Raw genomic sequence first — 22927 nt, 5'->3', positions numbered from 1 at the left:
GGCCGGGCGTCACGGGCCGTCGGCACCGACCGATCCGCCCATCGCGCTCGCCGGCCGGGCGGTGATGGCCGGCCGCGCGCCGGCCAGTGATCCCAGCACCGGGTGCCGCCGCAGCCGCAGCGCCATGGCGATGCAGCCGCCGGCCAGCACGGTGTCGAGGGCAATCAGCAGGCCGGTCTGCCCGGCCGCATGAAAGCTCGCGAATGCGATCGGCAGAAACAGCGCCGCCTCGGCGAGATGGATGCGGGCGGCACGCTTGGTGTCACTGCCGCCCATCAGCAGCGCCGCGAGATAGAAGTGCAGTGAGCTCAGCAGGATCAGCAGGCTGGTGGCGACCAGGAACGGCGGCGTGAAGCGGATGCCGGCATGCAGCCACAGCGCCAGCAACCCGTTGGCGAACAGCAGGGCACCGAGGCTCGCCACGAGGGCGCCGCCGAGCAGCAGGAAGCCGCTGATCCGCGCCGCATGGCGGGCGCCGTCGCCGTCCCGCGCCGCCAGCCGTGATGCGATCACGTTGGTCAACGGAAAAGTGAAGGCGATCAGCAGAGCGCCGTAGGATTGCATCAGTCGCATCAGCACGCCGAGCTCGATCACTTTGTCGGGGCCGAACACGAAGCCGAACAGGCCGGTCGAGAGCTGGTACAGGATGCCGATGCCGAGGCTGATGACGGTGAAGTCGAGCGTGCTGAGCAGCAGCAGGCGCACCGCCTGGCGATGCCAGCCGAAATGGCGCACCAGCAGGTGGCGGTTGCGCCTCGCGACGTCGATGCCATGGGCGATCGATCCTAGCAGAAAGCTGAGATTGAGCAGATAGGCCGCGAGCGCGATCGAGGGGTAGCGCGGGAATACGACGAACAGCAGCACCAGCGATAGCGCGTAGCTGCCGAGCTGGAAGTAGTAGAGGCGCTGCAACTGGTGATGGCCGGCGTCGATGCCCTCGAACACCGACAGGAAGAACCACAGGCTCATCGCCAGGAACAGGCTGACGATGCTGATCTCGAACTCGATGCGGTGATGGGCGATCGCCTCGTTCAGCGGCACCGTCGCCATGACGGCAAGAAACAGCGTCGAGGCACCGAGGAACAGGGCGAGGTTGATGCCCGCGGCGAGCGCGGTGGCCATCGAAATCAGCCGCGCCGTCAGCGCCGGCGAACGGCCGGCGGTGCGGGTGATGATGCTGGCCACGACGCGGCCCATGCCGACATTGGCAAAGCCGATCCACGAGCCGATGCTGAGCACCACCAGAAACAGGCCGAACCGCTCCTGGCCGAGCGCCCGCAGGGCGAGCGGCAGGCCGATGATGTTCAGCGCGATCGCGAGCACGCGGGCCAGCCAGGCCGCGAGCGTGGGAAGCAGGATCGATCTCATCGCAGCCCGGCGCCTTCAGTGGATCACGGCAACGTCGCGGTGGAAGAATTTTGCCGTCGCAGGCACCTTGCGCGTGCACTCGGCCGGATTGCCGGCGATCAATGAGTACGGCTCCGCCTTGACATGGGTGATGACCGATCCGGCCGCCACGATGCAGCGGTCGGGCAGTATCACGCCCTTCATGATCAGCGAGCCCGAGCCGATCATGGTATAGTCGCCGATCACGATCGGCGCGCAGCTCTGCCGGCAGCGGATGATCTCGACGCCATGGGTGAGGAACTGGCTGCGTACGCCGGCGATGCCGGCATAGCGGCCGATGGTGACGCTGTCGGTACAGTCGATGTAGTGCTGATGGCCGACCATGCTGCCCTCGCCGATGATGAATTCGGACCGCCTGTTCTTGATGCCGCGGAAGAACGGCGTGACGACGCGGGTCGACAGGCCGCCGATCCAGTTGAAGTTGCCGATATAGGAGTCCGCCGCCATCTGCAGGCGATCCATGCGGGCGATGTAGGTGAAGTGGCCCAGCCGGGCGTTGCGGCCGAGCTCGACATCGTCGGCGAGGACGATCGACAGGCCGATGCGTGCCTGCGGATCGAGCTTGTGGCCAAGGCAGGCGGACAGCAGCCTGCGGCGCAACGGCCATGGCAGGACGAGGAAGATCATCTGCAACGCGAGTCTGATCATGGTGTCACCCGTTCGTTGGTCGTGAGGTCGATGGTGGCCCGTGGGCCAAACTTGATGATCGATCGCGCGGCGGGTCGCGGTGCGGCGCGGTCCGGCTGGCGCAGCCGCCGCCAGCGCGGCCGGCGGAAGGGAATGATGTTGTGGAGCAGCGGCGGCGACGGCGGTGCGGGGCGGGGCGGCAGCGCCCGCCAGATCAGCGCTCGTGCGGCGCCAGCGGCCGGCGGCCGGGCGTAGCCGAGGATGAGCATGAAGAAGAACGCACCGATAAAGCCGATGTTGAAGTTGTCGGGCTCGAAGCACTGGATCAACAGCGTCGTGGCGATGCCGAGCCCGCAGATCAGGCTGCGCCGTTCGAGCAGCCGCGTGCCGTACCAGATCAGCTGGATCGCGCGGGCGACGACAGCGAGCAGCAGCAGGCCGCCGAGCAGCATGCCGAAATCCATGAAGTAGGACAGGACGCCGCTGTGCACCGAATGCATGTTGTAGCGACTGGAGCGGAAACCGTAGCCGAAGAATACGAACTTCTCCATGGCGTCGAAGAACGCATTCCAGGAATCGGAACGGCCGGTGAAACCCGAGGATATGCCGCGGTCGGGATCGAAGATCGCGAGGTCATTGGTCAGGCGGTCGAGCAGATGGCCGACGTCGAACGTCGCCATCAGCGCCAGCAGCGCGATCGGCGCGCCAAGCAGGGTGAAGCAGATTGTGCGGACGATCACGGCTCGCCGTCGCGGGTCGGCCGGCACCCCGCGCACGGTGCAGGCGAGGTAGCCTAGATAGAACGCCACGGTGCCGATCATCACCGTGCGGGCGCTGACCATGTAGGTGGCGGCGAGGCAAGGGACCAGCATCAGGAAACTGACGCGGCGGGTCAGCACGCTGTGCAGCACCAGCGCCATATAGGCGTAGCGCGCATAGTGATTGGGGTGGATCAGGCCGACCCAGCGATATTCGTGGAAGCCCTGCAGGATCGCCGCCGCGACCAGGCAGCCGGCAAGCGCCAGCACCGCCATGGCGAGCGCGTTGTCGATGGCGCGGGCCGGCGCCTGCCAGAACGCGATGCACAGCACGAAGCCGAATGCGGTCAGCGCGTACTGCGTCACCTGCGATATCGAATCCGGATAGTCGCCGAGCAGGATGGTGAACAGCAGCACCAGGCACGAAAACATCCACAGGAACATCAGCGCAGGCTGAAAGCGCATCAGCACGGTCATGATGCCATGCCGGGCGAACAGCAACAGCCCGAGCAGCAGCGCGGGGACAGCGATGTAAAGGCTGCTCTCGCCGGCGGTGGCGATGGTGGTCTCGCCGGCCCGCACGCTCTCCAGCATCGCCGGCGTGGCACGCATCGCGGGATAGCAGATCAAGACGATATAGGCGGCGAAGCCGAGCCCGGCGCTGTTGAAGGCGCCGCCCGACAGCAGGTCGCGCAGGATCGTCGCCTCGATCGCCAGCGTGTCGAGCAGGCGCCTCATGCATCGCCCCCGCGCCGCCGGTCGGCCGGCGGCCGCACGAACAGGAAATCGGCCTGAACCGGGCCTCGCGTCGGATCGACATGCTGGTTGTAGACGCCGGCGAGTTCGTAGCCGTTGCGGTCCATCCATCGCGCCACATCCGGGACCAGTGGCTGGCCCTCGTAGAGCGGCAGGTACGAGCATTCGACATAAATGGTGTCGAAGCGATCGAGGAGATCGGTCGAGCCGCGCAGCACGTCGAGTTCGGCCCCCTGCACGTCGATTTTCAGCAGCGCAGGACCGTGCAGTTGCCCGGCGCTCAGGCAGTCCGCGAGGCGCTTCATCACGATCACCTCGGTCCGTGCCACCTCGACGCCGAAGATCTCGCTCTGGGCTTCCGTCGGCTGTAGCAGCGACGAGGAATCGTCCTGCGTCGCCACGAAGATGGTGCGGGCCCCGGCGCGCTCGCCGATAGCGTTTTCGAACAGGTGGATGCGGCCATCGCCGTCGAGATAGCGGCGGAACAGTTTCGCCGGCGCGGCCAGCGGCTCGAACGCGAAGATGTACGCGTCCGGAAACAGCGCGCGGGCGAGCATCGCGAACTGGCCGCGGTTGGCGCCGACGTCGACCACGGTGCGGAATGCGAAGCGCTGCAGTGCCGTGGTGTGCTCGATCGCCGGCGCGACGCCGCCGGCGAGCTGCGGCCACAGCCGCGGGTGAACGGCGCAGTATGCGCCCTTGCGAAGGGTCAGCCATTGCATGGCGTTCGCTCCTGTCTGTCGATGCGCGGGTCAGCCATAGATGTTCCTGTAGCGCTGCATGGTCGCGACCGGGTCGAAGGTCCGGCGGGCATAGGCAAGGGCGCCGGCGCTCCAGGCCGCCCATTCCGCGCCCATGGCGTAGATCGCCTCGAGGCGGGCAACGAAGCCGCCGAGGTCGGCGAGCGGCAGCACCCAGCCGGCCTGCCCGGCTTCGACGTCGGTCCACGGGCTGCGGTCGCTGATCAGCACCGGCAGGCCGAGATGCAGGGCCTCGACGATGGCGTGGCCGAAATTCTCGCCGAGGGTCGGATGCAGCAGCACGTCGTGCTGCGGAAGCGCGCGGGCGAGTTCGGCAGGCTCGACACGCCCCTCGAAGCGGATGCTGCCGAGCCCGAGCCCCTGGTGCATCAGCGCGTCGCAGCGGCGGACATAGTCGGGGTCGGCTGCTTCGCCGAACACATGGAGCGTCGCCGGCACCTTCAGCGCCTGGATCATCGCGATGGCGGCGAGCAGGTTCTTCTGCTCGGTGATGCGGCCGACAAAGGCGATCTTGAGCCGTTCGGCCGGCTTTTCGGCCTGTGGTGCGGGCGCGGGCCGCATCGCCACGAACTGCGAGACGACCGCGATCTGCTGCGGACGCCAATGGTTCCGCGCGATGTCGCTGGCCTCGCCCGGCGAGCTGGCGAGATGCACGACACGCCGGTAGAGCCCGAGAAGATCGGCGGCGCGGCAGAACAGCGTCTTGCGCAGGCGCCGCGTCCCCATGATCACGTCCATGTAGATGCCATGGGGCGTGTGGCACAGCCGGCTGCGCGGCGCGAAGCCCAGCCGGCACATCACCAGCGCCGGGATTGCAAGCAGCGGATCGAACGCGCAGTTGACGTCGACGGCGTCGAAGTTCTCATTGAGGCGGCGCGCCAGCAGTCGCAGCGCGGCTATGCCGCGCGGCACATACTCGACCACCGCATGAGGCAGCACCTCGCGATGATGGGGCGTCGGAAACAGCGGACGACCGGTCGTGAAGTCGTGATTGAGCGTCAGGATGTGGAAGTCGTAGTCGCCGCCCATCGCTTCCACGAGATTGCGAATCGACGTCGCCGGCCCGAGATGGGAGCGGGATGGAAAGTACGACCGGTAGATGATCAAAATCCGTTTCCTGGGCATGGCTTCGCTCGCTGTGCCGTGTTAGCGCCGGACGATCGGGCGCATGGTATCGTCGTGCAGCGGGCTGGCGGTGCGCGACGCCTGCTCCGTCAGCAGGTCGTGGAACACCGTCTCGAACCGCGTCGCCACCATGTCGATGTCGAAGGTCGCTTCCGCATGTCGGCGGGCATTGCGCCCGGCGTCGGCGCGCAGCGCCGGGTTGTCCATGAACAGCCGCACCGCATGCACCAGCGCGGCGCGGTCGCCGGCGTCGACCACGCGGCCGGCGTTGCAGCCACGCACGATGCGGGCGGCGAGATTTTCCGTGGGCGCCGACAGCACGATGGCGCGGCCGGCGCAGAGATAGCTGAGGATCTTCGATGGCACCGAAAACACGCCGGCGTCGGGTTCGAGGATCGCGACGGTGACATCCGCCGAACCCAGCACGTTCGGAAAATCCGCGAACGGCTGGAACGGCAGCACGCGTACGTTGGCAAGGCCGAGCTGGTTGCACTGGCTGGCGAGCCAGTCCGCATAGGGGCCCTCCGACACCACGACGAGATGCGTATTGGCGTCGCCCTGCAGGCTGAGCGCGAGGTCGAGCAGCTGATGCGGGTCGTGCTTGAGGCCGATGGTGCCGCTGTAGAGCACGACGGTCTTGTCGGCGAGACCGTGGCGGCGCGCCCAGTCGTTGTCCTTGGGACGCTGCGGCAGCTCGCGGATCGGCGCCCAGTTCTCGATCACATGAATGCGGCCGGCCGGCAGTCTCAGTTCGTCGCGGATGGTGTCGACGAAATCGCGGCTGATGACCACGATGGCGTCGCTGTTGCGCAGGGCGTTGCGTTCGACGCGGCGATAGTGCGCGCCGACCAGCCGGCCCGGAAGCCCGAACTTGCGGCCAAGGATGCGGGTGATCGCGGACGAATAGATGTCCTGCTGCCAGAACACGAAGCGGCTGCCGCTGCGCCGGGCGCCGCGGCCGATCTGGCTGACGCAATCCAGCGGGCAATTGCCGGCCAGCACGACATCGGCGCCGAACGCGGCGATCGCCGCAGCGAACGCCCGCCCGATACGCACCTCCTGGAAGCGGCGCCGCACGAAGGAGTGCTTGTGGAACGGCACCCCCAGAGAGACTGGCGCGATCGAGAAAGTCGGCGGATCGTCCGCGGTGCGGCTCAGCGTGCCGTGAGGGCTCTGGAAATCCGCATAGTGAAAATGCCGCACCTCGTGGCCGCGCGCGGCGAGCGCGCGCGACAGCTGCACGGCAAAGGCATGTCCGGAATAGTCGACAATCGCAATACGCATGACGCCACCTGGATTTTCAACGCGTGTTAGCCCGCGTTTGAGTAGGTTTTTCTGGAAAACACCGTGAGAAGGAGAATCTTTAGGTCGAACCACAGCGACCAGTGATCGATGTAGTAGAGGTCGCATTCGACACGCCGGACCATCTTCTCCAGCGTGTCGGTCTCGCCGCGATAGCCGTTCACTTGGGCCCATCCGGTCAAACCCGGTTTCATGTTGTGTCGCCGCGACAGCAGCTTGATCTCGGGCATGAACATTTCGTTGTGACAGATCGCATGCGGCCGCGGGCCGATCAGCGACATGTCGCCGCGCAGAACGTTGAACAGCTGTGGCAATTCGTCGATGCTGCTGCGCCGCAGCCAGCCGCCGACGCGCGTGATGCGCGGGTCGTCGCGGGTCGCCTGACGGAACGGCGCGTCGGGTGATGTTCGCATGGTGCGGAACTTGAACACCCGGATCGGCTGGTTATTGTAGCCGTGGCGATCCTGTGCGAACAGCACGGCGCCTTCGGAATCGAGCTTGATGGCGGCAGCGACCGCCAGCATCAGCGGCGACAGCAGGATGAGCCCGGACGCCGCGGCCACGATGTCGAAGCCGCGCTTCATGGCGAGTGCTGTCGCCGATGGCGGTGCGTCGGCCACACGGAAGGCCATCACGCCGGCGACATCCGCCAGACGTGCCTGGGCCCACACGCTGAGGGCCTCGCGCGGGAGGACGTAGATCGAGGCCGGAATTTCACGGAACGAGGTGGTGATGGTCGACAGCTCGCTCTTGCGCGTCTCGTCGGCGAGCAGGATGACGTCGTCCGCCTGAAGCATGCGGCACTGGTCGACGAGCGCTTCGGCGATGGTCTCCGCGGTGATGCAGGCGCGACCGCTGCGGTCGCGCGGCGGGATCTGGCAGTGGATGATCTGCACGCCGGCGCCGCCGAAGCGCATGTCACGATGTCGGTCGTGGACGAAGGCCTGGCGACCAATCAGCACGATGCGCCGGCCATGGATCGTTCCCGCGGCAACCGCAGTCTGAAAGCGCAGATGTGCGAAGCCGCGGAAGATCACGACCATCGCACCGCACGTCGCGAGTTGCGCGAGCAGAGCGTCACGCGGATAGACTGATGCGACGCGGCTGAAGAACAGCGCGGCCGCGAGCAGGACGAACATCAATGTCACGGAGGCGAAGCCGCTGAGCAGATAGAGATAGGGCGTCGGCCGCTCGATCAGCGTGAACTGGCGCGAGGCGGCGGTCACCGCGAGATGGGCGATGCCGATGAGCGCCGCGGTCGCGACGTAAAGCACGGCCAGTCCGGTTGGCGGCCGATGCATCGCGTAGGAGAAGATCGTCACCAGCGCACCGGCCGAGATCGCGAGGCATTCGAGGGTTGCGATCGTCGTGTGAGCGGATCTCAGTGTCGGTACGTAAAAACGCTGAAGCACATGGGTACCGGTCTGCTGCACGGCCGCGTCGGCAGCGACGGGGCGAGACGCGACCCAATCATCCGTGTGCCTGAACAGCGACATTTACGAGCGAGCTCCATGGCGATCGATGAAGCCGCTCTACACGCTCGTTTACGGAAAACTAAGCATTTCCAAAAAACGCAATTAATTCGTAAGGGAAATCACGGGAAACGACGGATGACATTACCGCTCTCGCAGTAACGATTTGCGCGGCGGCTTCACGCGGAAGCGCAATGCCGTTGTCGCGCGCTGCGCGATTACGATCCGCCCCGCACGGACGTCGTTCGATCTGCGCAACGAGGCGCAAATGCAGCCTCAGGCATGACGGTCATCGTCCTGCCGGCGTCGTTCGTGTGAGCGACACGCGCTTCGGTTACGATGTGCGTGCGATGATTCAGGCGCGGCGAGTGCCGCGCGTTGCCAACGGACTGAGAGCAGGCGGGGCCGGGCCATCGCACCGAGGGCCGGAAGATGCGGCCTGCGACGAAAGCTGCAGCGCCGACGATCTTGCGACGCGCAGCCGTCTCCTGCATATATACGGCGTTCCGCGAACGGTGCTGACACGGTGGCCCGTGGCGGCGATGTGTCCGGTGCGTGTTCATGCTGCCTCATTCCATCCTCGATACCAAAGGCCTTGCGGTCTCCGATGCCGCGGCGGCGTGGCAGCAAAGCATCGGCGTGATGTTCGATACGCGGCTGCGCCAGGCGCCGGACGGCGCGTTTCATGCCCGCGTCGAGGGATTCCAGTTCGACGAGTTGCTGCTCGGCACCTGCCGCTCCGCCGCCCAAACCTTCGATCGTTCGCCGCGCCGGATCGGCCGTGACAATCTCGATCACATGCTGCTGCAGTTCTACACCGAAGGTTCATGTGGCCGCCGCGACGGCAGCTCTGCGGAGCGCACGCGGCCGGGCGATCTCTGGATCTCCGATCTCGCGCAGCCGCTGGCGACCACGGTGACAGGCTTCTCCAATCTGACGGCCGTGGTGCCGCGTCGGCTGCTGGCGCCGCTGCTGTCCGCGCCGGACGAGCACAACATGCGGGTGCTGCCGGGATCGAACCCATTGGTGCGCCTGCTGCACAGCCATCTCGTCGCCATGTTCCAGAGTGGATCGCAACTCATGCCGCAGGATGCGGAGGCGCTGCTCCAGCCGACACTCCAGCTCGCCGCCGCGGCCATCAATGGCGGCGTTCGCGAGGAGGGCCGGCAGGGCGTGCTATCGTCGCTGTTCGGTGCCATCGCCCGTCATATCGAATTGCACATTGCCGATCCCGCGCTGTCCGTGGACGGTGTCGCGGCGGCGTTCGGCATCTCGCAGCGCAAGCTCTACTATTTGTTCGAGCCGTGGGATGGCTTCGCCAGCTACGTCCAGAAGCAGCGGCTGCAGGCCTGCCGCAGGGCACTGGCGGATCCGTCCCAACGCCACCTCAGTGTCGCGGAAATTGCTGAAGCCTATGGCTTTACCCACCCCAAGAGCTTCAGTCGCGCCTTCCGCCGCCATGTCGGCATGACCGCGCGCGAGGTGCGCAGCCTTGCAATGCGCGGCGAGAGCCCGTCGATGACGGCCATCGAGCCCGACGAGTGGTGGGGCTGGATTCGACGCCTGCGCTGAGCGCCGGCCCCGGCGGTGTCGTGGTGCGGCCGGCGAAGCCCGGCCGTCGCGGGTCCCTTTCGGACCATGCAGAAATCGTTACCGATCTTGCACATCCAGCAACATTTGACCGCCAGGCGCTGACGGTGCGTGAACCGCGCTGCGCGGATTGATAATCCAGAACAGGGATCAAGGGCCGGGCGGCCCGGAGGCGGCGCCCTCCGGCAGGCCCGGGCACAACAACAATCAATGGCGACGACCGGCGGCGGCTCGAAGGCGAGCGGCTGAACGGGATCGGCTGCCGTGGCGCCCGGGGCGCCGTCCTGACAGTGGAGAGCTGTACCGTGCTGAATTTGACGTCCACGGCGGTCTATGGCCGCCGTGTCTCGCTTGCCGCGCTGCTGGCCTTGCTGTCTGGTCTTCATCCGGCCGCGGCGCTCGATGCGCAATGGCTGGCCAATCCGGCCAGCGCCGAATTCAACGAGGCCGCCAACTGGATGGGCGGGGCAGTGCCGACCGGCAGCGCGATCTTCGGCGCATCGACGCGGGCCGCCGTGACCATCACGCCGGACGGAGCCCTTGCCCTGGGCGGCATTCAGCTCGGGGCGAACGCCCCCGCCTATACGTTCGGTCTGTCGACCGGGACGCTGACGCTCAACGGCACCGGCGTCGCGGTGAACGGTGGCAGCGCGACGTTCAATGTTGCGGTCGGCGGGTCGATGTTCTTCACGGGGGGCAGTTCTGCGGGCAGCGCCAGCTATGTCGTCAGCAGCGTCAATCTCGGGCTCGCCTTCTACGATACGAGTTCGGCCGGCAATGCGGTGATCACCAACAATGGCAGCCAGATCGTGTGGGCGGATACGGCGAGCGCCGGCAACGCCACCATCACCAACAACAACGGCATCATCGCCTGGCAAGCGTCGTCGACGGCCGGCAATGCCACCGTCATCAACAACAGCGGCACGATCGGATTCCTGAACAATGCGACCGCCGGCAACGCGCGGCTGGTCGCCAATGGCGGCTCCATCGATTTCTCGATGAATGGCGGTCCCCAGAACGATGGGAGGTTCACCGCGGGCTCGATCGAAGGCGCCGGCCGTTTCGTGCTCGGCGGCGGCCAGCTCACCGTCGGCGGCAACAATCTCAGCACCACGGTCAGCGGCGCGATCACCGATTGCGCCGCCGGCGATGGCTGTCTCAACGTGTCGTCCGGCGGCAGTCTGGTCAAGGTCGGCACGGGCACGCTGACCCTGACCGGCACCAACACCTATTCCGGCGGCACCACGGTCAACGCCGGCACGCTGGCGGTGGCCGGCAATGCCAGCCTCGGCGCCGCTGGCGGCGGGCTGACGTTCGGCGGCGGCACGTTGCAGGCGCTGTCGAGCTTCAACACCAATCGCCAGGTCCTGCTCAACACGGGCGGCGGCACCATCGATACCAACGGCAACACGGTCTCTTTCGCCGGCCCGATCACGGGCGATGGCGGGCTGACCAAGACCGGCGCCGGCACGCTGCTGCTGGGGGGCGCGAACGACTACAATGGCGATACGACGATCAATGGCGGCACGCTCGCGGTCATCGACGACGTCAACCTCGGCAACAGCGCGCGGCTCGTGTTCAACGGCGGCACGCTGCAGCTCACCACGAACTTCTGGACGAATCGCGACATCGTGCTGAACGCCGCGGGTGCCACCGTCGATACCATGGCGAATAATGTCGCGCTCAGTGGCGCAATCAGCGGCGACGGCGGGCTGACCAAGATCGGCACCGGCACGCTGACGCTCGACGGCGTGTCCACCTACACCGGACCGACCTCCGTCATGGCCGGCCTTCTCGTGGCAGGTCGCGTCAATGCGCTGTCGGCGGCAAGCACCTTCACGGTCGCTTCCGGCGCGGCGCTCGATATCGGTGGCCGGAAGCAGACCATCGGGGCGCTCGCGGGCGCCGGTCTGGTGCAAAACTCCGGCGAGCCGGCCGCGACCCTCACGCTCGGCGCCAATGGCACGAACACGGTGTTTTCGGGCGTGATCGCCGATGGCCTTGCGCCGTTGAGCCTCGTCAAGACCGGCGCCGGCACCCAGGTGTTGAACGGCCGGAATACCTATTCCGGCACCACCACGGTCCAGGGTGGCAAGCTCGTGGTGGGGGATGACAGCCATCCGGCGGCGAGCATCGCAGGCCGCGTCACGCTGGCCGGCGGTACGCTCGGCGGCATCGGCACCGTCGGCGGTGTCGCCGTGGCGAGTGGCGCCCGCGTCGCGCCGGGCAATTCCATCGGCACGCTGAATGTTGCCGGCAACGTCAGCTTCGCAGCCGGCTCGTTCTATGATGTCGAACTCAATGCCGGCGGCCAGAGCGACAGGATCGCGGCGAGCGGCACCGCGAAGCTTGCGGGCGGCAGCGTCAACGTGATCGCCGAGACCGGCTCCTATCGGTCCGGGACGCGCTACACCATTCTCACCGCCAATGGCGGCGTTACCGGCACGTTCGCGTCATTGACACAGAGCTTCCCGTTCCTTCAGTTCGCGCTGAGCTACGATCCCACCAACGTCTATCTCGACGTCACCCGCAGTCAGGCCACGTTTCCGTCGGTCGCGATCACACCGAATCAGGTGGCGACGGCGCGGGCGACCGAGGCGCTGCGCAGTGGCGCGATCTATGACGCGGTCGTGCAGCAGCCGGGCGCGGCGGGGGCACGGCAGGCTTTCGACGCCCTGTCGGGTGAGGTTCAGGCCTCCGCCAGGATGGTGATGATCGAGGACAGCCGCTTCGTGCGCGAGGCCGCGATCGACCGCCTGCGTTCCGCGTTCGATGGCGTCGCAGTCGCTTCCGCACCGGCGATGGCCTATGCGTCCGCCGATCCGGCCGCGGCACGGGCGGGCGATGCGATCGCGATGTGGGCGCGCGGCTTCGGGGCCTGGGGATCGGCGTCGGGCAATGGCAACGCCGCGGGGCTGGCACGCGACATCGGCGGCCTGTTCGCGGGCGGCGATGCACGCGTCGCCGAAACCTGGCGCCTCGGTGTGCTCGGTGGCTATAGCCATTCCACCTTGCGCATCGCTGACCGCATGTCGTCGGGAGCCAGCGACAACTATCATGTCGCCGGCTATGCCGGCACGCAGTGGGGCAGCCTTGCGTTCCGGTCCGGAGCGGCCTTCACCTGGCATGACATCACCACCAGCCGCACGGTGAGCTTTGCGGGTTTCGGCGACATGCTCAGGGGTGACCAGCAGGCACGCACGACCCAGGTGTTCGGTGAATTGGGCTATCGCATCGACGCAGGCCGCCGCGTCATGTTCGAGCCCTTTGCCAACCTCGCCTATGTCAATCTGTCGACCGATGGCTTTACGGAGCGCGGCGGCGCTGCCGCGCTCGCGGTGGCTGGCGACCGCACAGCCGTCACCTTCACGACCCTCGGTTTGCGGGCGGAGCACCATTTTTCGTTCATCGACGGCCCCGACATGGCGGCGCGCGCCACGCTCGGCTGGCGCCACGCCTTCGGCGATGTCACGCCGCTCGCGATCGTGGCTTTCGGCGGCGGCTCGCCGTTCGGTGTTGCCGGCTTGCCCATCGGGCGCGACGCGGCCATCGCCGGCGCGGGGCTGGACGTCAACCTCACCAAGGGCGCGGTTCTCGGGATCGCCTATGACGGCCAGTTCGATTCCCGCCTGTCCGATCAGTCGGTGAAGGCAAACTTCCGCGTGACGTTCTGACAGCGTCGCGGATCAGTCCAGCGTCTTCAGCAGCAGGTTGGCGCTGGCATGGGCGTCGCCCGCGCCGCCGTTGAGCGAGACCGCGGCAAACGCGCGGCGGTGCGGATCATAGGCGACCACGGCGCGCACGCCGGCGCCGCCACCGCTGTGGCCGATCCAGTAGAGCCGCCGCGGCGTGTCGGGCCGGTCGTAGACCATGACGCCGAAGCCGTAGAACGTGCCGGCGTCGAACATCGGATAGAGCTGCGCCAGCATCTGCCGGCGGCTCGTCGTTTTCAGCAGTTCGCCATCGAGCACCGCCTGTTCGAACCGCACCATGTCGGACGCGGACGCGATCAGCGCGCCCGCCGCGCCGGGCACGGTGATATCGAGGCCGTCCTCGCCGTTCGCGGCCGCGGGCAGCGCGATATCGTCGGTGGCCATGCCCGGCTGCGCCACGCGCATGCCCTTGAGGCCGAGCCGGTCGATGATGCGGGCCTCGATCGCCTGCCGCCACGGGCGACCGTCGGCCCTGGAAATGATGTCGCCGAGCAGGGCGTAGCCGGAGTTCGAATAGCGCCAGTTCTCGCCGGGACAGAACAACGCGCCGCGATGGCGCAGGATCGCCATCTCCTCGTCGCGGGTCATGCGGCCGCCCCTGCGGTGCACCGCCTCGTCCTCGTTGGCGCTGTAAAGCCCACTGGTATGAGACAGCAAGTGTTCGACAGTGATGAGATCGCCGTTCGGCACACCATCGATCCAGCGCGATACCTGGTCGCTCAGCCGCAGCTTGCGTTCCTCGGCCAGCTGCAGCACCACCACGGCAATCGCCTGCTTGCCGGCGCTGGCCCAGAAGAACAGCGGCTTGTCGGTGCCGCGCATCCCGGTCCACTGGCCTTTGCCGGGCAGCGCCACGGCCGCCGTCATCGCCTGCGCCTGCGTCGCCTTGAAGGCGGTGTCGAGCGCGGCTTCGAGCTTGTCGGCTGTGGCGGCGGGAAGCTGTCCGGCAAGCGCGGCACGCGGCGGCAGCACGCTGGCCGACGGTGCCGCGTGCAGCGGCTGTCCGGCATAGGGCTTCGCCGCGGTGCAGACGGTCGGGCTCTCCGCCGCGGCTTCGACCGCCGGCCCGAGCACATCGGATGTCTTGCAGCCGGCGAGGGGCAATCCAAGCAGCGCACCTGTCAGAAGCCACGCTGTGTGCCCCGCGACAGGTCGGCGACGGGCAAGCGCGGGACGGCGTGCGGTGAACGACGGCATCGGCCTCTCCGGTTTGGCACCTCGGATGGTCCGGGATGCGCCGGCACTCTGTCGGAACAGCATGACCTCAACCTTGCGGCTTTCTGCGGTATCGCAGATTGCGCGATGCGCCTTTGGCGGCGTGGCGCCATGCGTTTCTTCGACGGGGATCGAAACATGGCGTCGCGATGCGCTGCTAGGGTCGCGGCTGGAGATGGGCGCCCTGGTCGTCGTGCCGGGGCGCTTCGCTCGTTCTTCAACCCGCGCCGTGCAAGAGGCCTTTTGCCGGCGCCTTCGCCGCGGCTTCAACAGGCAGGACAATGACGCTCATCGCCCATTTCACCGACACTCACCTCGGCCAGCGCCCGACGATCGATCGCAATGTGGACGGAGGCCGGATGCAATATGATCGCGTACCGGATGAACATGGCCGCCGTCTCGACAACGTTCTCGACGACATGGTCCGCCGCGGCGTGTCGGCAGCTGTCTTCGGTGGCGATATCGGTCTCGGCGAATCGGTTGCGGGCTTCTTCGACCGCCTGAAGGCGTTGCCGCTGGCGATGTCGATCGTGCTCGGCAATCACGACACCCATGACGATGTCGTGCGCCATTGGCGGCCCGCCGTCAGCGCTGTCGACCGCAGGCTGTGCTATTCGCGGCCTGGAGGCCCCTGGCGATCGATCGTCCTCGACACGTCCGACAATGCCATCGGCGAGGCTCAGCTCGCCTGGATCGCGGATCAGGTCGATGGCGCGGAAAGGATCGCGCTCTTCATGCATCATCCGCTTCTGGCGGTCGACACGCCGGTCGAGCATGCCGGCGCGGCGCTCCGCGATCGGCAACAGCTCACATCGCTGCTCGTGCAGACGGGATGCGAGGTCGTCGTGTTCTGTGGCCACTACCATATGGTCGACGACGCCCGGGAAGCGAACATCCGGCAGTTGATGTCGCCGGCGGTGTCCTACCAGATCATCAAGCGCGCGGATCGCATCACGCTCGATTCGTCGACATACGGCTATCGCCTGATCGATCTGTCGGGCGTGGAGATCAGGACCGAGGTCGTCCTGCTGTCATAGATCCGTCTCACGGCGGCTGCGGCCGCCGGCGCCCGCGCGCCGGCTCGCCTCGCAGCGAAAGGCGCGCCTGCCGTTGCAAAATCGCATTTTGCGCGCGAAATGGCGCATGACAACGTCTGGTTGTGATGCCATCATCGCGACATCGATCTGCCCTTGCCCTTGCCCTGGTGCCGCCGTGTCGCGATCTCCCGCGTTTCAGTCATCGCCCGGTCGGGCGGCCCGCAATGTCTTGTTCGCGGCGGTGGGGTGGCGGGGGATGGCGGCCACGATCGCGGCGGTGCTCGGCGGCTTCGGTCTGCTTGTCGGCCTGGTGCTCGCGGGCCTGCCGCAAGTGGCCCACGCGGAGGCCGCCAGCGCGGGCAACGCGCAGGCTGCGCCGCATGATTTTCACATCATGGACGGTGGTCGGGTGCTGGCCTTCTCCGGCGGCATCACGTCAGGCGTCGCGGCGGAGTTCGGGCGTTTCCTCGATGCGATGGACGATGTCCGGATCGTCCGCCTGACTTCCACTGGCGGCCAGTTGATCGAGGCGCAGAACGTGGCGGATCTCATCCGGCGCCGCAATCTCGTGACCATCGCCGCTGGCGACTGTCTGTCGGCCTGCGCCATCATGTTCCTTGGCGGCAAGGACAGGCTGCTGGTGTCCGGCGGCCGGATCGGCTTTGGCGCAGCGGCGATGGCTGCGGCCGACGTCGCATGGTTGCAGCGCTTCGGCCTCAGTCCGGAGTTCGCGGCGAAGGTGGCTTCGCCGCATCCGGATGGGATCTGGTTTCCCTCGACGTCCGAACTCATCCGCGAGGGCATCGTCACGCGTGTCGTGGCGTCGCCGGATGCGGGCGTGAACACGGTCGACGGCCCGCAGGTCGGCCGGCGCGATGTCTTTCCATCGGTCTCGCCGTCGTTCACCGGTCCACCGCAAGCGGCGGTGGTCCCCGCCAACCCGCCGAGCGTCCCCGCCCCGCGGCCGGCGCCGGGCATCGCGGGATTAGAGGTGACACGCCCTGCGGGGGCGCAAGCGGTGGTGCTCTACGAGGAAGATCCTGGTGAACCGCAAGGCCGCCGCTATGATGGAACGGTGGTGTGGCGCGTCGAACGCAAGCCAGCGAGTGACGGTGGGCCGCCGGAAGTCGTCCTCGCGGCCGACATCGCGGTGCCCGCGCGCGCGATGAAGATGGCGCTGACCATGCGGCGCAACACCGACGCGTCCCTGCCGGCGAGCCATACGGTGACGATGGCGTTCAGCGCGCTGCCGGTGACCTCCAACTATGGTGTCGACAGCATGCCCGGCATTCTTATGAAGGCGAGCGAGCAGAGCAAGGGCATTCCGCTCGCGGGCCTTGTGGTCAAGGTGTCCGACGGCGTCTTTCTGGCTGGCCTGTCGAATGCCGCGGCCGATCGGGACCGCAACATCCCGCTATTGAAGGAGCGGAGCTGGTTCGACATCCCGATCGTGTATCGCAATCGTCGTCGCGCGATCCTCGCCGTCGCCAAGGGAGAATCGGGCATGCGCGCGTTCGCGGAGGCCTTCGCCGCCTGGGCCCCCTAGAGAGCGTTTGCCGTTGAGGGAATCGCAAACGCGCTCTCGTTTTTTGTTTTGACGCGTTTTTGTCACGCAAACCGGTGCCCACTTCGCTCGGAAACGCTCCAGAAGGCGGCGTCAGTCGCGTCCGGCATCCATGATGGCGCGGGCGAGCCGTGGTGGATCCGTAAAGCACAGCTCGTGGCTGCCCGCGACCTGCACCAGGCGGAACAGGCCGAGCTTCTCCGACAGCCGCGGGTGCCAGGGATGGCTGTGCGGCAGGGCGGTGTCCTCGGTGCAGTTGATGTAGGACTTCGCCACCGCCATCTCGGCCGGATTGGTCTTGAGCGCGATCTTGTCGGTGAAGGTCCTTAGCGGGTGCGGGTTGAGGATATCGTAGGTCTTCTGCGCCAGCGCGAGGTCGGCGTCGTTGATGAAGGCTTCGCGCCAGATCGGGAACGGCAACACTACCGAGCCGTCGCCGCGCTCGGCGGCGATGGCATCGAACAGGCCGACATAGTGCGGCGGCACCATGTCGTTGAGCGATTCGCCGTTGTTCGGCACGAACGCGTTCCAGTACACCACCCGCCGGATCCAGTCCGGCATGAGATCGGCCACACCGGTGATGACCATGCCGCCATAGGAATGGCCGACCAGGACGATATCCTTGAGGTTGTTGTCGGCGAGATAGTCGGCGATGGATTGAATGGCATCTTTCAGCGCCGTCGTCCTGGCGTCGCCGGGCCGGTTGCCCCTGATCGTGGGGGTATGAACCTGATGGCCGGCCGCGCGGATCGGGGCGGCGACGGGTTCGAATTCGGCGCCGGTGTGCCAGGCGCCGTGAACGAGGACATAGGTCGACATATTGTAGCTCCTCCGCAGGAATGGTTACATCGGCGCGCAATCGCTCGCTCGTGGGCCACCATGTGGCCGAGAGCGGCCTCGCTGTTGTTGTTGCGAACCAGTGTGAACCGCGCCGGCGAAATCCGCTTGGCTGGAACTGAACCGGATTAGGCCTGGAGTGAACCGATGCAGCAGGCCGAGCGCGCCGCAGTCCCTCGCCAGATCGCCTGGAACACCAGCGACACCCGGCCGGACGAACAGTTCGCCTACTATCGCGAGGCGATCTGTCAGGCGTTCATGAAGCTGACGCCGGAGCCGCCCGCCGCATCGCGTTTTTCGGCGCGTGTCGAACATGTCCGGTTCGGGGACGGCGCGCTGAACCGCGTCACTTTCCCCGAACATATCGTCGGCCGTTCCGCCGCCGACATCGCGTCGTCCGACCGGCGCTGCTTCTATCTCAACCTGAAGCTCGCGGGACGCTGCCGCATCCGCCAGAACGGCGGCGAGATCAGCCTGTCGCCGGGGCAGGTCGGCATTTTCGACAGCGGCCGGCTGTTCACGCTGCTGCATGATCGTGGTCCGCAGCTGCAGGTCGCCTCGTTCATGGTGCCGGCCGAAGCGCTGCAGGAGCGCCTGCCGGCGGGCTTCGATGTTCCGGCGGCACGCGTCTCCGACGATCCGTTCGTCGGGCATCTGATCGCTGGCACGGCGCGGGCGCTGAACGATGGCCTGTCGCGGATGGCGGAAGCGGAAGGTGTGCGGCTGTTCCGCGTGCTGATCGATCTCGTCGCCATCAGCCTGTCGCAGCGCAGCCGCGCCGGCGACCGGGAGGCCGAAGGCCTTGCGGACGCGACGCTGCTGGCGCTGAGGCAGGCGATCCACGACCGGCTGCGCGAACCCGGGCTGTCGGTCGCCGATATCGCCGACACTGTCGGGATCAGCGCGCGCTATGTCCACAAGCTGCTGGCGCGATCGGGCAACACCTTCACCGACTATGTGATCGCGCAGCGCCTCGACGGCACCGCGGCCGACCTGCGCAATCCGGCGCTGGCCGCCACCGCGATCGGCGCCATCGCCTTCGACTGGGGCTTCTCCGATCTCTCCCATTTCACGCGGCGCTTCAAGCAGCGTTTCGGCTGTCGACCGCGCGACTGGCGCGGGCGGTGAGGCGGGCGTATCGACGTTCCGCAGATCGGCTCGAACGATCTTCCGGAAGAGCCTTTCCGAAAACGGTGCGCCGCCAATGGAAGCGCCCCGGGGGCCGCTCGCTAGGCTGCAAGACGCGAGAAGCGGTAGGGCGCGGGATCGACCTTCGGCCTGGCGCCGGTGATCATGTCCGCGATCAGTTCTCCCGCCGCGGGCCCCTGGGTCATCCCGAACGAGTGCGCGGTGTTGACCAGAAGGCCCGGATACCGGTCCACCGGCGAAATCACCGGGGTCACATCGGCCGCGAGGTCGACGCATCCGCCCCATCGTTCGATCACCTTCGATTTCTCGAACGCGGGAAACTCCCGGCGAAGCCGTTCCAGCGCCAGGTCGCAGAACGCGTGGCTGGGCGTCGGCGTCGCCACCCGCAGCCGCTCGAACGGAGTGATCTCGTCCAGCTTCCAGTGGTGAGGTGTCTCGAACGAGTGGAGGAGATCGCTGTTCAGTGAAAAATGCAGTGGCAGGCCGTGCATGCCGTGCAGGAAGGCGGGCAGGAAATCCCATCCGATGGTCATGCTTTCGCGGACCAGCGGCGCGGTGAAGATGCGCGGGGCGTTGGCATAGGTGCCGTCCGCCTGCAGCCGGTAGTAGACGCCGTTGCCGATGGCGCCGTTGCCCCGCGGCGTTCCCTCGGCCGCCGTCAGCCGCTGTTGCGACAGGTAGAGCGGCAGGGTGCGCAGCTCCAATCCATGGTTGCCGAGGAACAGGCGCGACCAGCTTCCGGCCGCGAGGACCACTGTCGGCGCGCGGATCGCGCCATTTTCGGTGACCACGCCGCAGATGCGGCCGCCCTGCGTCTCCAGGCCGCGCACGGCACAGCGGGTGAAGATCTTCACGCCCTTCGTCTGGAGGTAGCGCGCGATCATCGGTGTGCCGATTTCGGGATCGACGCTGGCGGCATTCTCCTCAAGGCCGCCGACCTTCCACGGCGTGCGGGCTCCTGGGATGTGGCCCTGCAGCTCCGCGCCATCGATGAAGCGCAGCGCGAGCAGAGCGGGATTGGCGACGGCGGCCTTCGCCTGCGCGGCCCACTCCTTCGCTGCAGCGAGACCCGCCTCGTCGACATAGGTCTGGACGCGCGGCCGGATGCGCCAGCTGGTGTCGGCGCCGATCCGCTCGTTCATGCCGCGCCACAGGTCCTTGCTGTGCACGACCAGCGGCAATGTCGCGACGTCCAGCTCCCATGTCATGATCTGGCTGTAGGCCCGTCCGGATTGCTCGCCGGCCACTTCGCCCTTTTCGCAGATCACGACGGCGAGGCCGCGCTCGGCCAGGAACAAGGCGCTGCAGATGCCCTGAATGCCGCCGCCGATGATGACGACGTCGGCCGCAGCCGGCAGCGGCCCCTCGCTCGTGGCCACGGGAAGCGCCCGCGACGGTGTTTCCGTCAGAACACCCTCACGCTGCAGCATGGGCGTCAGGACAGCGCCACTGCCCGCCACGACGGCGCTTGCGCCGGCGCCCCACATGAATTTGCGTCTGGAGATGTTCAAGGTCCGTCCTCCGCGATTGCACTTGAGGACGCAATCGAACCGATGCCTGATTTTTGGGTGCGTCCGCCGCTGGCTTGGGAGGCGCGATCCGTGATGGACGGATATCGCTCAAAAGAATAAACAGATCGCCTACGTTTGCGGGCCACTGGATGATCGGTATCCCGCGGCATCCGGCCGGAACGCCGCCGGCGCGTTCTCTGATCCACGCGGTGATGCGACATGGCCATCGTCCTCATTCCCGGCTTCATGCTCGACCGCGATCTCTGGTCGGACATTGCGCCGGCGCTCGAAGCCTTCGGGCCGCTGGTTCATGCCGATCCCGGTGCCGGACAGTCGATCGAGGACATGGCGCGGCTCACCCTGGAGGTCGCGCCGCGCAACTTCGTCCTGATCGGCTTCTCGATGGGGGGCTATGTCGCACGGCAGATCGTGCGCCTTGCGCCGGAGCGCGTGTCCCGTCTGGTGCTGATCGCGACCTCGTCGCGCGGCGACAGTGAGCTGCAGGCCCGGCGGAAGTCACAGGCTGTCGATACGGCGCCCGAAACCTATGGCGGTGTCAGCCGCCGGTCGATCCGTCAATCACTCGCGCCTGCCCGCGAGCATGACGAGGCGCTGATCGAACGCATTCATGCCATGAGCGTGCGGCTGGGCGGCGAGACATTTCACAGGCAGGCTGCTTTCCACCGTGACGGCGATACGGACCGCCTCGCCGACATCGCATGCCCGACCCTGATCGTCGCCGGGCGGCAGGACAGGCTGCGCAGTCTGGACGAGGCAGGCGAACTGCACGCCGGCATTTCGGGATCGCAGCTCGTCGTCCTCGACGCAGGGCATATGATCCCGCTCGAAGCGCCCGGCGAGCTGGCAGGGGTTCTGCTGGATTTTCTGGGCAGGCCGTAGACGCTCGGATGACGGCGTCGTGATGCCGATCCCGGAGCGGTCGGACGGAAACGTTGCGCCATTCGGTCACAACGCCTCGAGCACCAGCTCCATGGTCATCAGCACGGGATTGTCGCCACGTTCGAGCCGCCCTTCGGCAAGGCCGCCGGTGTAGTCCACCAGCGCGACATCGAGGTCGACACGTGGCCCGCCGTCGTCTGCCGGCGCGATCTGGCCGGCGCGCACCAGCACCTCGGTGGCGAACGGCGTCACGGTCCGGCCGTCGTCGAAATGCGCGCCGATGGTGCTGCCGACGCCGCCATGAATCCGGGCGTGGGTCACGCCCTGCGCCGCGCAGAAATTTTCCAGCAGGTGTGCGATGTCGCTGTTGGGCCGCAGCCGCATGGCGAAGACGCGGCGATCGGCCTGCGTGCCGATGGCCGGGCGCGCGACCGGCCCGAACAGCTTGAAGTTGGTTTCGGGATCGTGCCCGGCGATGAACGCCGCGCCGCTCAGGCCGAGCGCCTCCACGCGGAACGGCTCCGCGACAATGGTCTCGTCCGGCAGGATGTGGCCGCCGCCGCGGCGGCCGTCAGCCTCGGTCCACAGCGCGTGGCAATGGAAGAACGGCTTGTCGTCGCGCAGGCCCAGGGTCATCGCGCCCCTCGTAAGCCGCGTTTCGCCCGAAGGCCGACAGGTCTGGCTGTAGAACGCCGCATGATCGGGCGTCGCCGAGAGCGCCGGCATGACATAGGCGAAGGGCCCGAGCGTGCCCGCCGTCATGGTCAGCACACCGCTGTCGTAGCCACGCGCGGAAAAGCCGCGGCGCACGGCTTCGAGCAGGGAGACACCGGGTGTCAGATCGAACGCAAAAACCTCTCCGCGCGCCTCGACCCACTGGATGCGCTCGCGAGGCCCCGTTCCGGGCTGGACGATCTGCCGCATTGGTTCTTCCGTCATCCGTGGCGCGTCCGGCGAGCTCGGCCGCGTTTCCAGCCCGTCGCGTATCACGTGCGCCGGCGGAGTGCCAGATCTCGGCAGCTGGTCTGATCGCGAACACCTGTTTCCAGCTGATTGCCTTCAGCAGAGGGGAGCGATGATCAGCGCAAGACCCGGTGTTGCTGCCGGCATCGCCTGTCACGGGAAAGGATCGCGAAGTCTTTCGAGCTGGCTGGCGTCGGAGTAAGCTCTGCGCAAGCCTGATCTCCGTGTCATGCGATCGGC

General features: G+C 67.1%; 17 protein-coding genes. 6 read left to right on the top strand and 11 right to left on the bottom strand.

Annotation, left to right across the window (positions count from 1 at the left end; all coding sequences use genetic code 11):
• Nucleotides 1-9 precede the first annotated feature (9 nt).
• From JQ639_RS25200 to JQ639_RS25170, 7 genes are read right to left on the bottom strand one after another with little or no spacing between them, the layout of a single operon-like run.
• Nucleotides 10-1368: a lipopolysaccharide biosynthesis protein gene (locus JQ639_RS25200; RefSeq protein WP_211968829.1), complete on the bottom strand. Its 1359-nt coding sequence runs from the start codon at nt 1366-1368 to the stop codon at nt 10-12.
• A gap of 15 nt (nt 1369-1383) precedes the next feature.
• Nucleotides 1384-2055 carry an acyltransferase gene (locus JQ639_RS25195; protein WP_211968830.1) on the bottom strand — a complete coding sequence of 224 codons (672 nt, stop codon included), beginning with the start codon at nt 2053-2055 and terminating at the stop codon, nt 1384-1386.
• A complete protein-coding gene (locus JQ639_RS25190; RefSeq protein ID WP_211968831.1) occupies nt 2052-3530 on the bottom strand; it encodes an O-antigen ligase family protein in 1479 nt (492 codons plus the stop codon). Before JQ639_RS25190 ends, JQ639_RS25195 begins: the two co-directional genes overlap by 4 nt.
• Complete coding sequence (locus JQ639_RS25185) at nt 3527-4270, bottom strand: FkbM family methyltransferase (RefSeq protein WP_211968832.1); 744 nt, start codon at nt 4268-4270, stop codon at nt 3527-3529. The genes JQ639_RS25190 and JQ639_RS25185 overlap by 4 nt, the downstream gene beginning before the upstream one ends.
• A gap of 30 nt (nt 4271-4300) precedes the next feature.
• Nucleotides 4301-5416: a glycosyltransferase family 4 protein gene (locus JQ639_RS25180; protein WP_211968833.1), complete on the bottom strand. Its 1116-nt coding sequence runs from the start codon at nt 5414-5416 to the stop codon at nt 4301-4303.
• A 39-nt stretch (nt 5417-5455) separates the two neighbouring features.
• Nucleotides 5456-6718: a glycosyltransferase family 4 protein gene (locus JQ639_RS25175; protein ID WP_211968834.1), complete on the bottom strand. Its 1263-nt coding sequence runs from the start codon at nt 6716-6718 to the stop codon at nt 5456-5458.
• A gap of 26 nt (nt 6719-6744) precedes the next feature.
• Nucleotides 6745-8169, bottom strand: coding sequence for an exopolysaccharide biosynthesis polyprenyl glycosylphosphotransferase (locus tag JQ639_RS25170; protein WP_211968835.1), 1425 nt, complete (start codon nt 8167-8169; stop codon nt 6745-6747).
• Between the two features lie 600 nt (nt 8170-8769).
• On the opposite strand from JQ639_RS25170, the gene JQ639_RS25165 reads away from it, so the two are divergent.
• Nucleotides 8770-9780: a helix-turn-helix domain-containing protein gene (locus tag JQ639_RS25165; RefSeq protein ID WP_211968836.1), complete on the top strand. Its 1011-nt coding sequence runs from the start codon at nt 8770-8772 to the stop codon at nt 9778-9780.
• Nucleotides 9781-10103: 323 nt separating this feature from the next.
• A complete protein-coding gene (locus tag JQ639_RS25160; protein WP_211968837.1) occupies nt 10104-13472 on the top strand; it encodes an autotransporter outer membrane beta-barrel domain-containing protein in 3369 nt (1122 codons plus the stop codon).
• Between the two features lie 12 nt (nt 13473-13484).
• On the opposite strand, the gene JQ639_RS25155 is transcribed toward JQ639_RS25160, so the two are convergent.
• Entirely contained in the window at nt 13485-14708 is a 1224-nt protein-coding gene (locus JQ639_RS25155) for a serine hydrolase domain-containing protein (protein WP_211968838.1), read from the bottom strand.
• A gap of 299 nt (nt 14709-15007) precedes the next feature.
• Between JQ639_RS25155 and JQ639_RS25150 the strand changes: the two genes are divergently transcribed.
• A complete protein-coding gene (locus JQ639_RS25150; RefSeq protein ID WP_211968839.1) occupies nt 15008-15763 on the top strand; it encodes a metallophosphoesterase family protein in 756 nt (251 codons plus the stop codon).
• A 256-nt stretch (nt 15764-16019) separates the two neighbouring features.
• Entirely contained in the window at nt 16020-17309 is a 1290-nt protein-coding gene (locus tag JQ639_RS25145) for a hypothetical protein (RefSeq protein ID WP_211968840.1), read from the top strand.
• A gap of 111 nt (nt 17310-17420) precedes the next feature.
• Here JQ639_RS25145 and JQ639_RS25140 read toward each other — a convergent pair whose 3' ends face one another.
• Nucleotides 17421-18146, bottom strand: a complete 726-nt coding sequence (locus JQ639_RS25140) for an alpha/beta hydrolase (RefSeq protein WP_211968841.1) — start codon at nt 18144-18146, stop codon at nt 17421-17423.
• Nucleotides 18147-18311: 165 nt separating this feature from the next.
• On the opposite strand from JQ639_RS25140, the gene JQ639_RS25135 reads away from it, so the two are divergent.
• Nucleotides 18312-19292: a helix-turn-helix domain-containing protein gene (locus JQ639_RS25135; protein WP_211968842.1), complete on the top strand. Its 981-nt coding sequence runs from the start codon at nt 18312-18314 to the stop codon at nt 19290-19292.
• Between the two features lie 101 nt (nt 19293-19393).
• Here JQ639_RS25135 and JQ639_RS25130 read toward each other — a convergent pair whose 3' ends face one another.
• Nucleotides 19394-20824 carry an NAD(P)/FAD-dependent oxidoreductase gene (locus JQ639_RS25130; protein WP_211968843.1) on the bottom strand — a complete coding sequence of 477 codons (1431 nt, stop codon included), beginning with the start codon at nt 20822-20824 and terminating at the stop codon, nt 19394-19396.
• 219 nt (nt 20825-21043) lie between these two features.
• Between JQ639_RS25130 and JQ639_RS25125 the strand changes: the two genes are divergently transcribed.
• The gene (locus JQ639_RS25125; RefSeq protein ID WP_211968844.1) at nt 21044-21724 is read left to right on the top strand and encodes an alpha/beta fold hydrolase; all 681 of its coding nucleotides are present in this window, start codon (nt 21044-21046) and stop codon (nt 21722-21724) included.
• 66 nt (nt 21725-21790) lie between these two features.
• On the opposite strand, the gene JQ639_RS25120 is transcribed toward JQ639_RS25125, so the two are convergent.
• Nucleotides 21791-22648, bottom strand: a complete 858-nt coding sequence (locus JQ639_RS25120) for a PCC domain-containing protein (RefSeq protein WP_211968845.1) — start codon at nt 22646-22648, stop codon at nt 21791-21793.
• Between the last annotated feature and the right edge of the window lie 279 nt (nt 22649-22927).

Origin of the sequence: Bradyrhizobium sp. U87765 SZCCT0048 (assembly GCF_018131225.1) — a bacterium.
In the GTDB taxonomy this organism is placed as follows: domain Bacteria; phylum Pseudomonadota; class Alphaproteobacteria; order Rhizobiales; family Xanthobacteraceae; genus Bradyrhizobium_A.
This window is presented reverse-complemented; position numbering and strand designations above follow the sequence as displayed.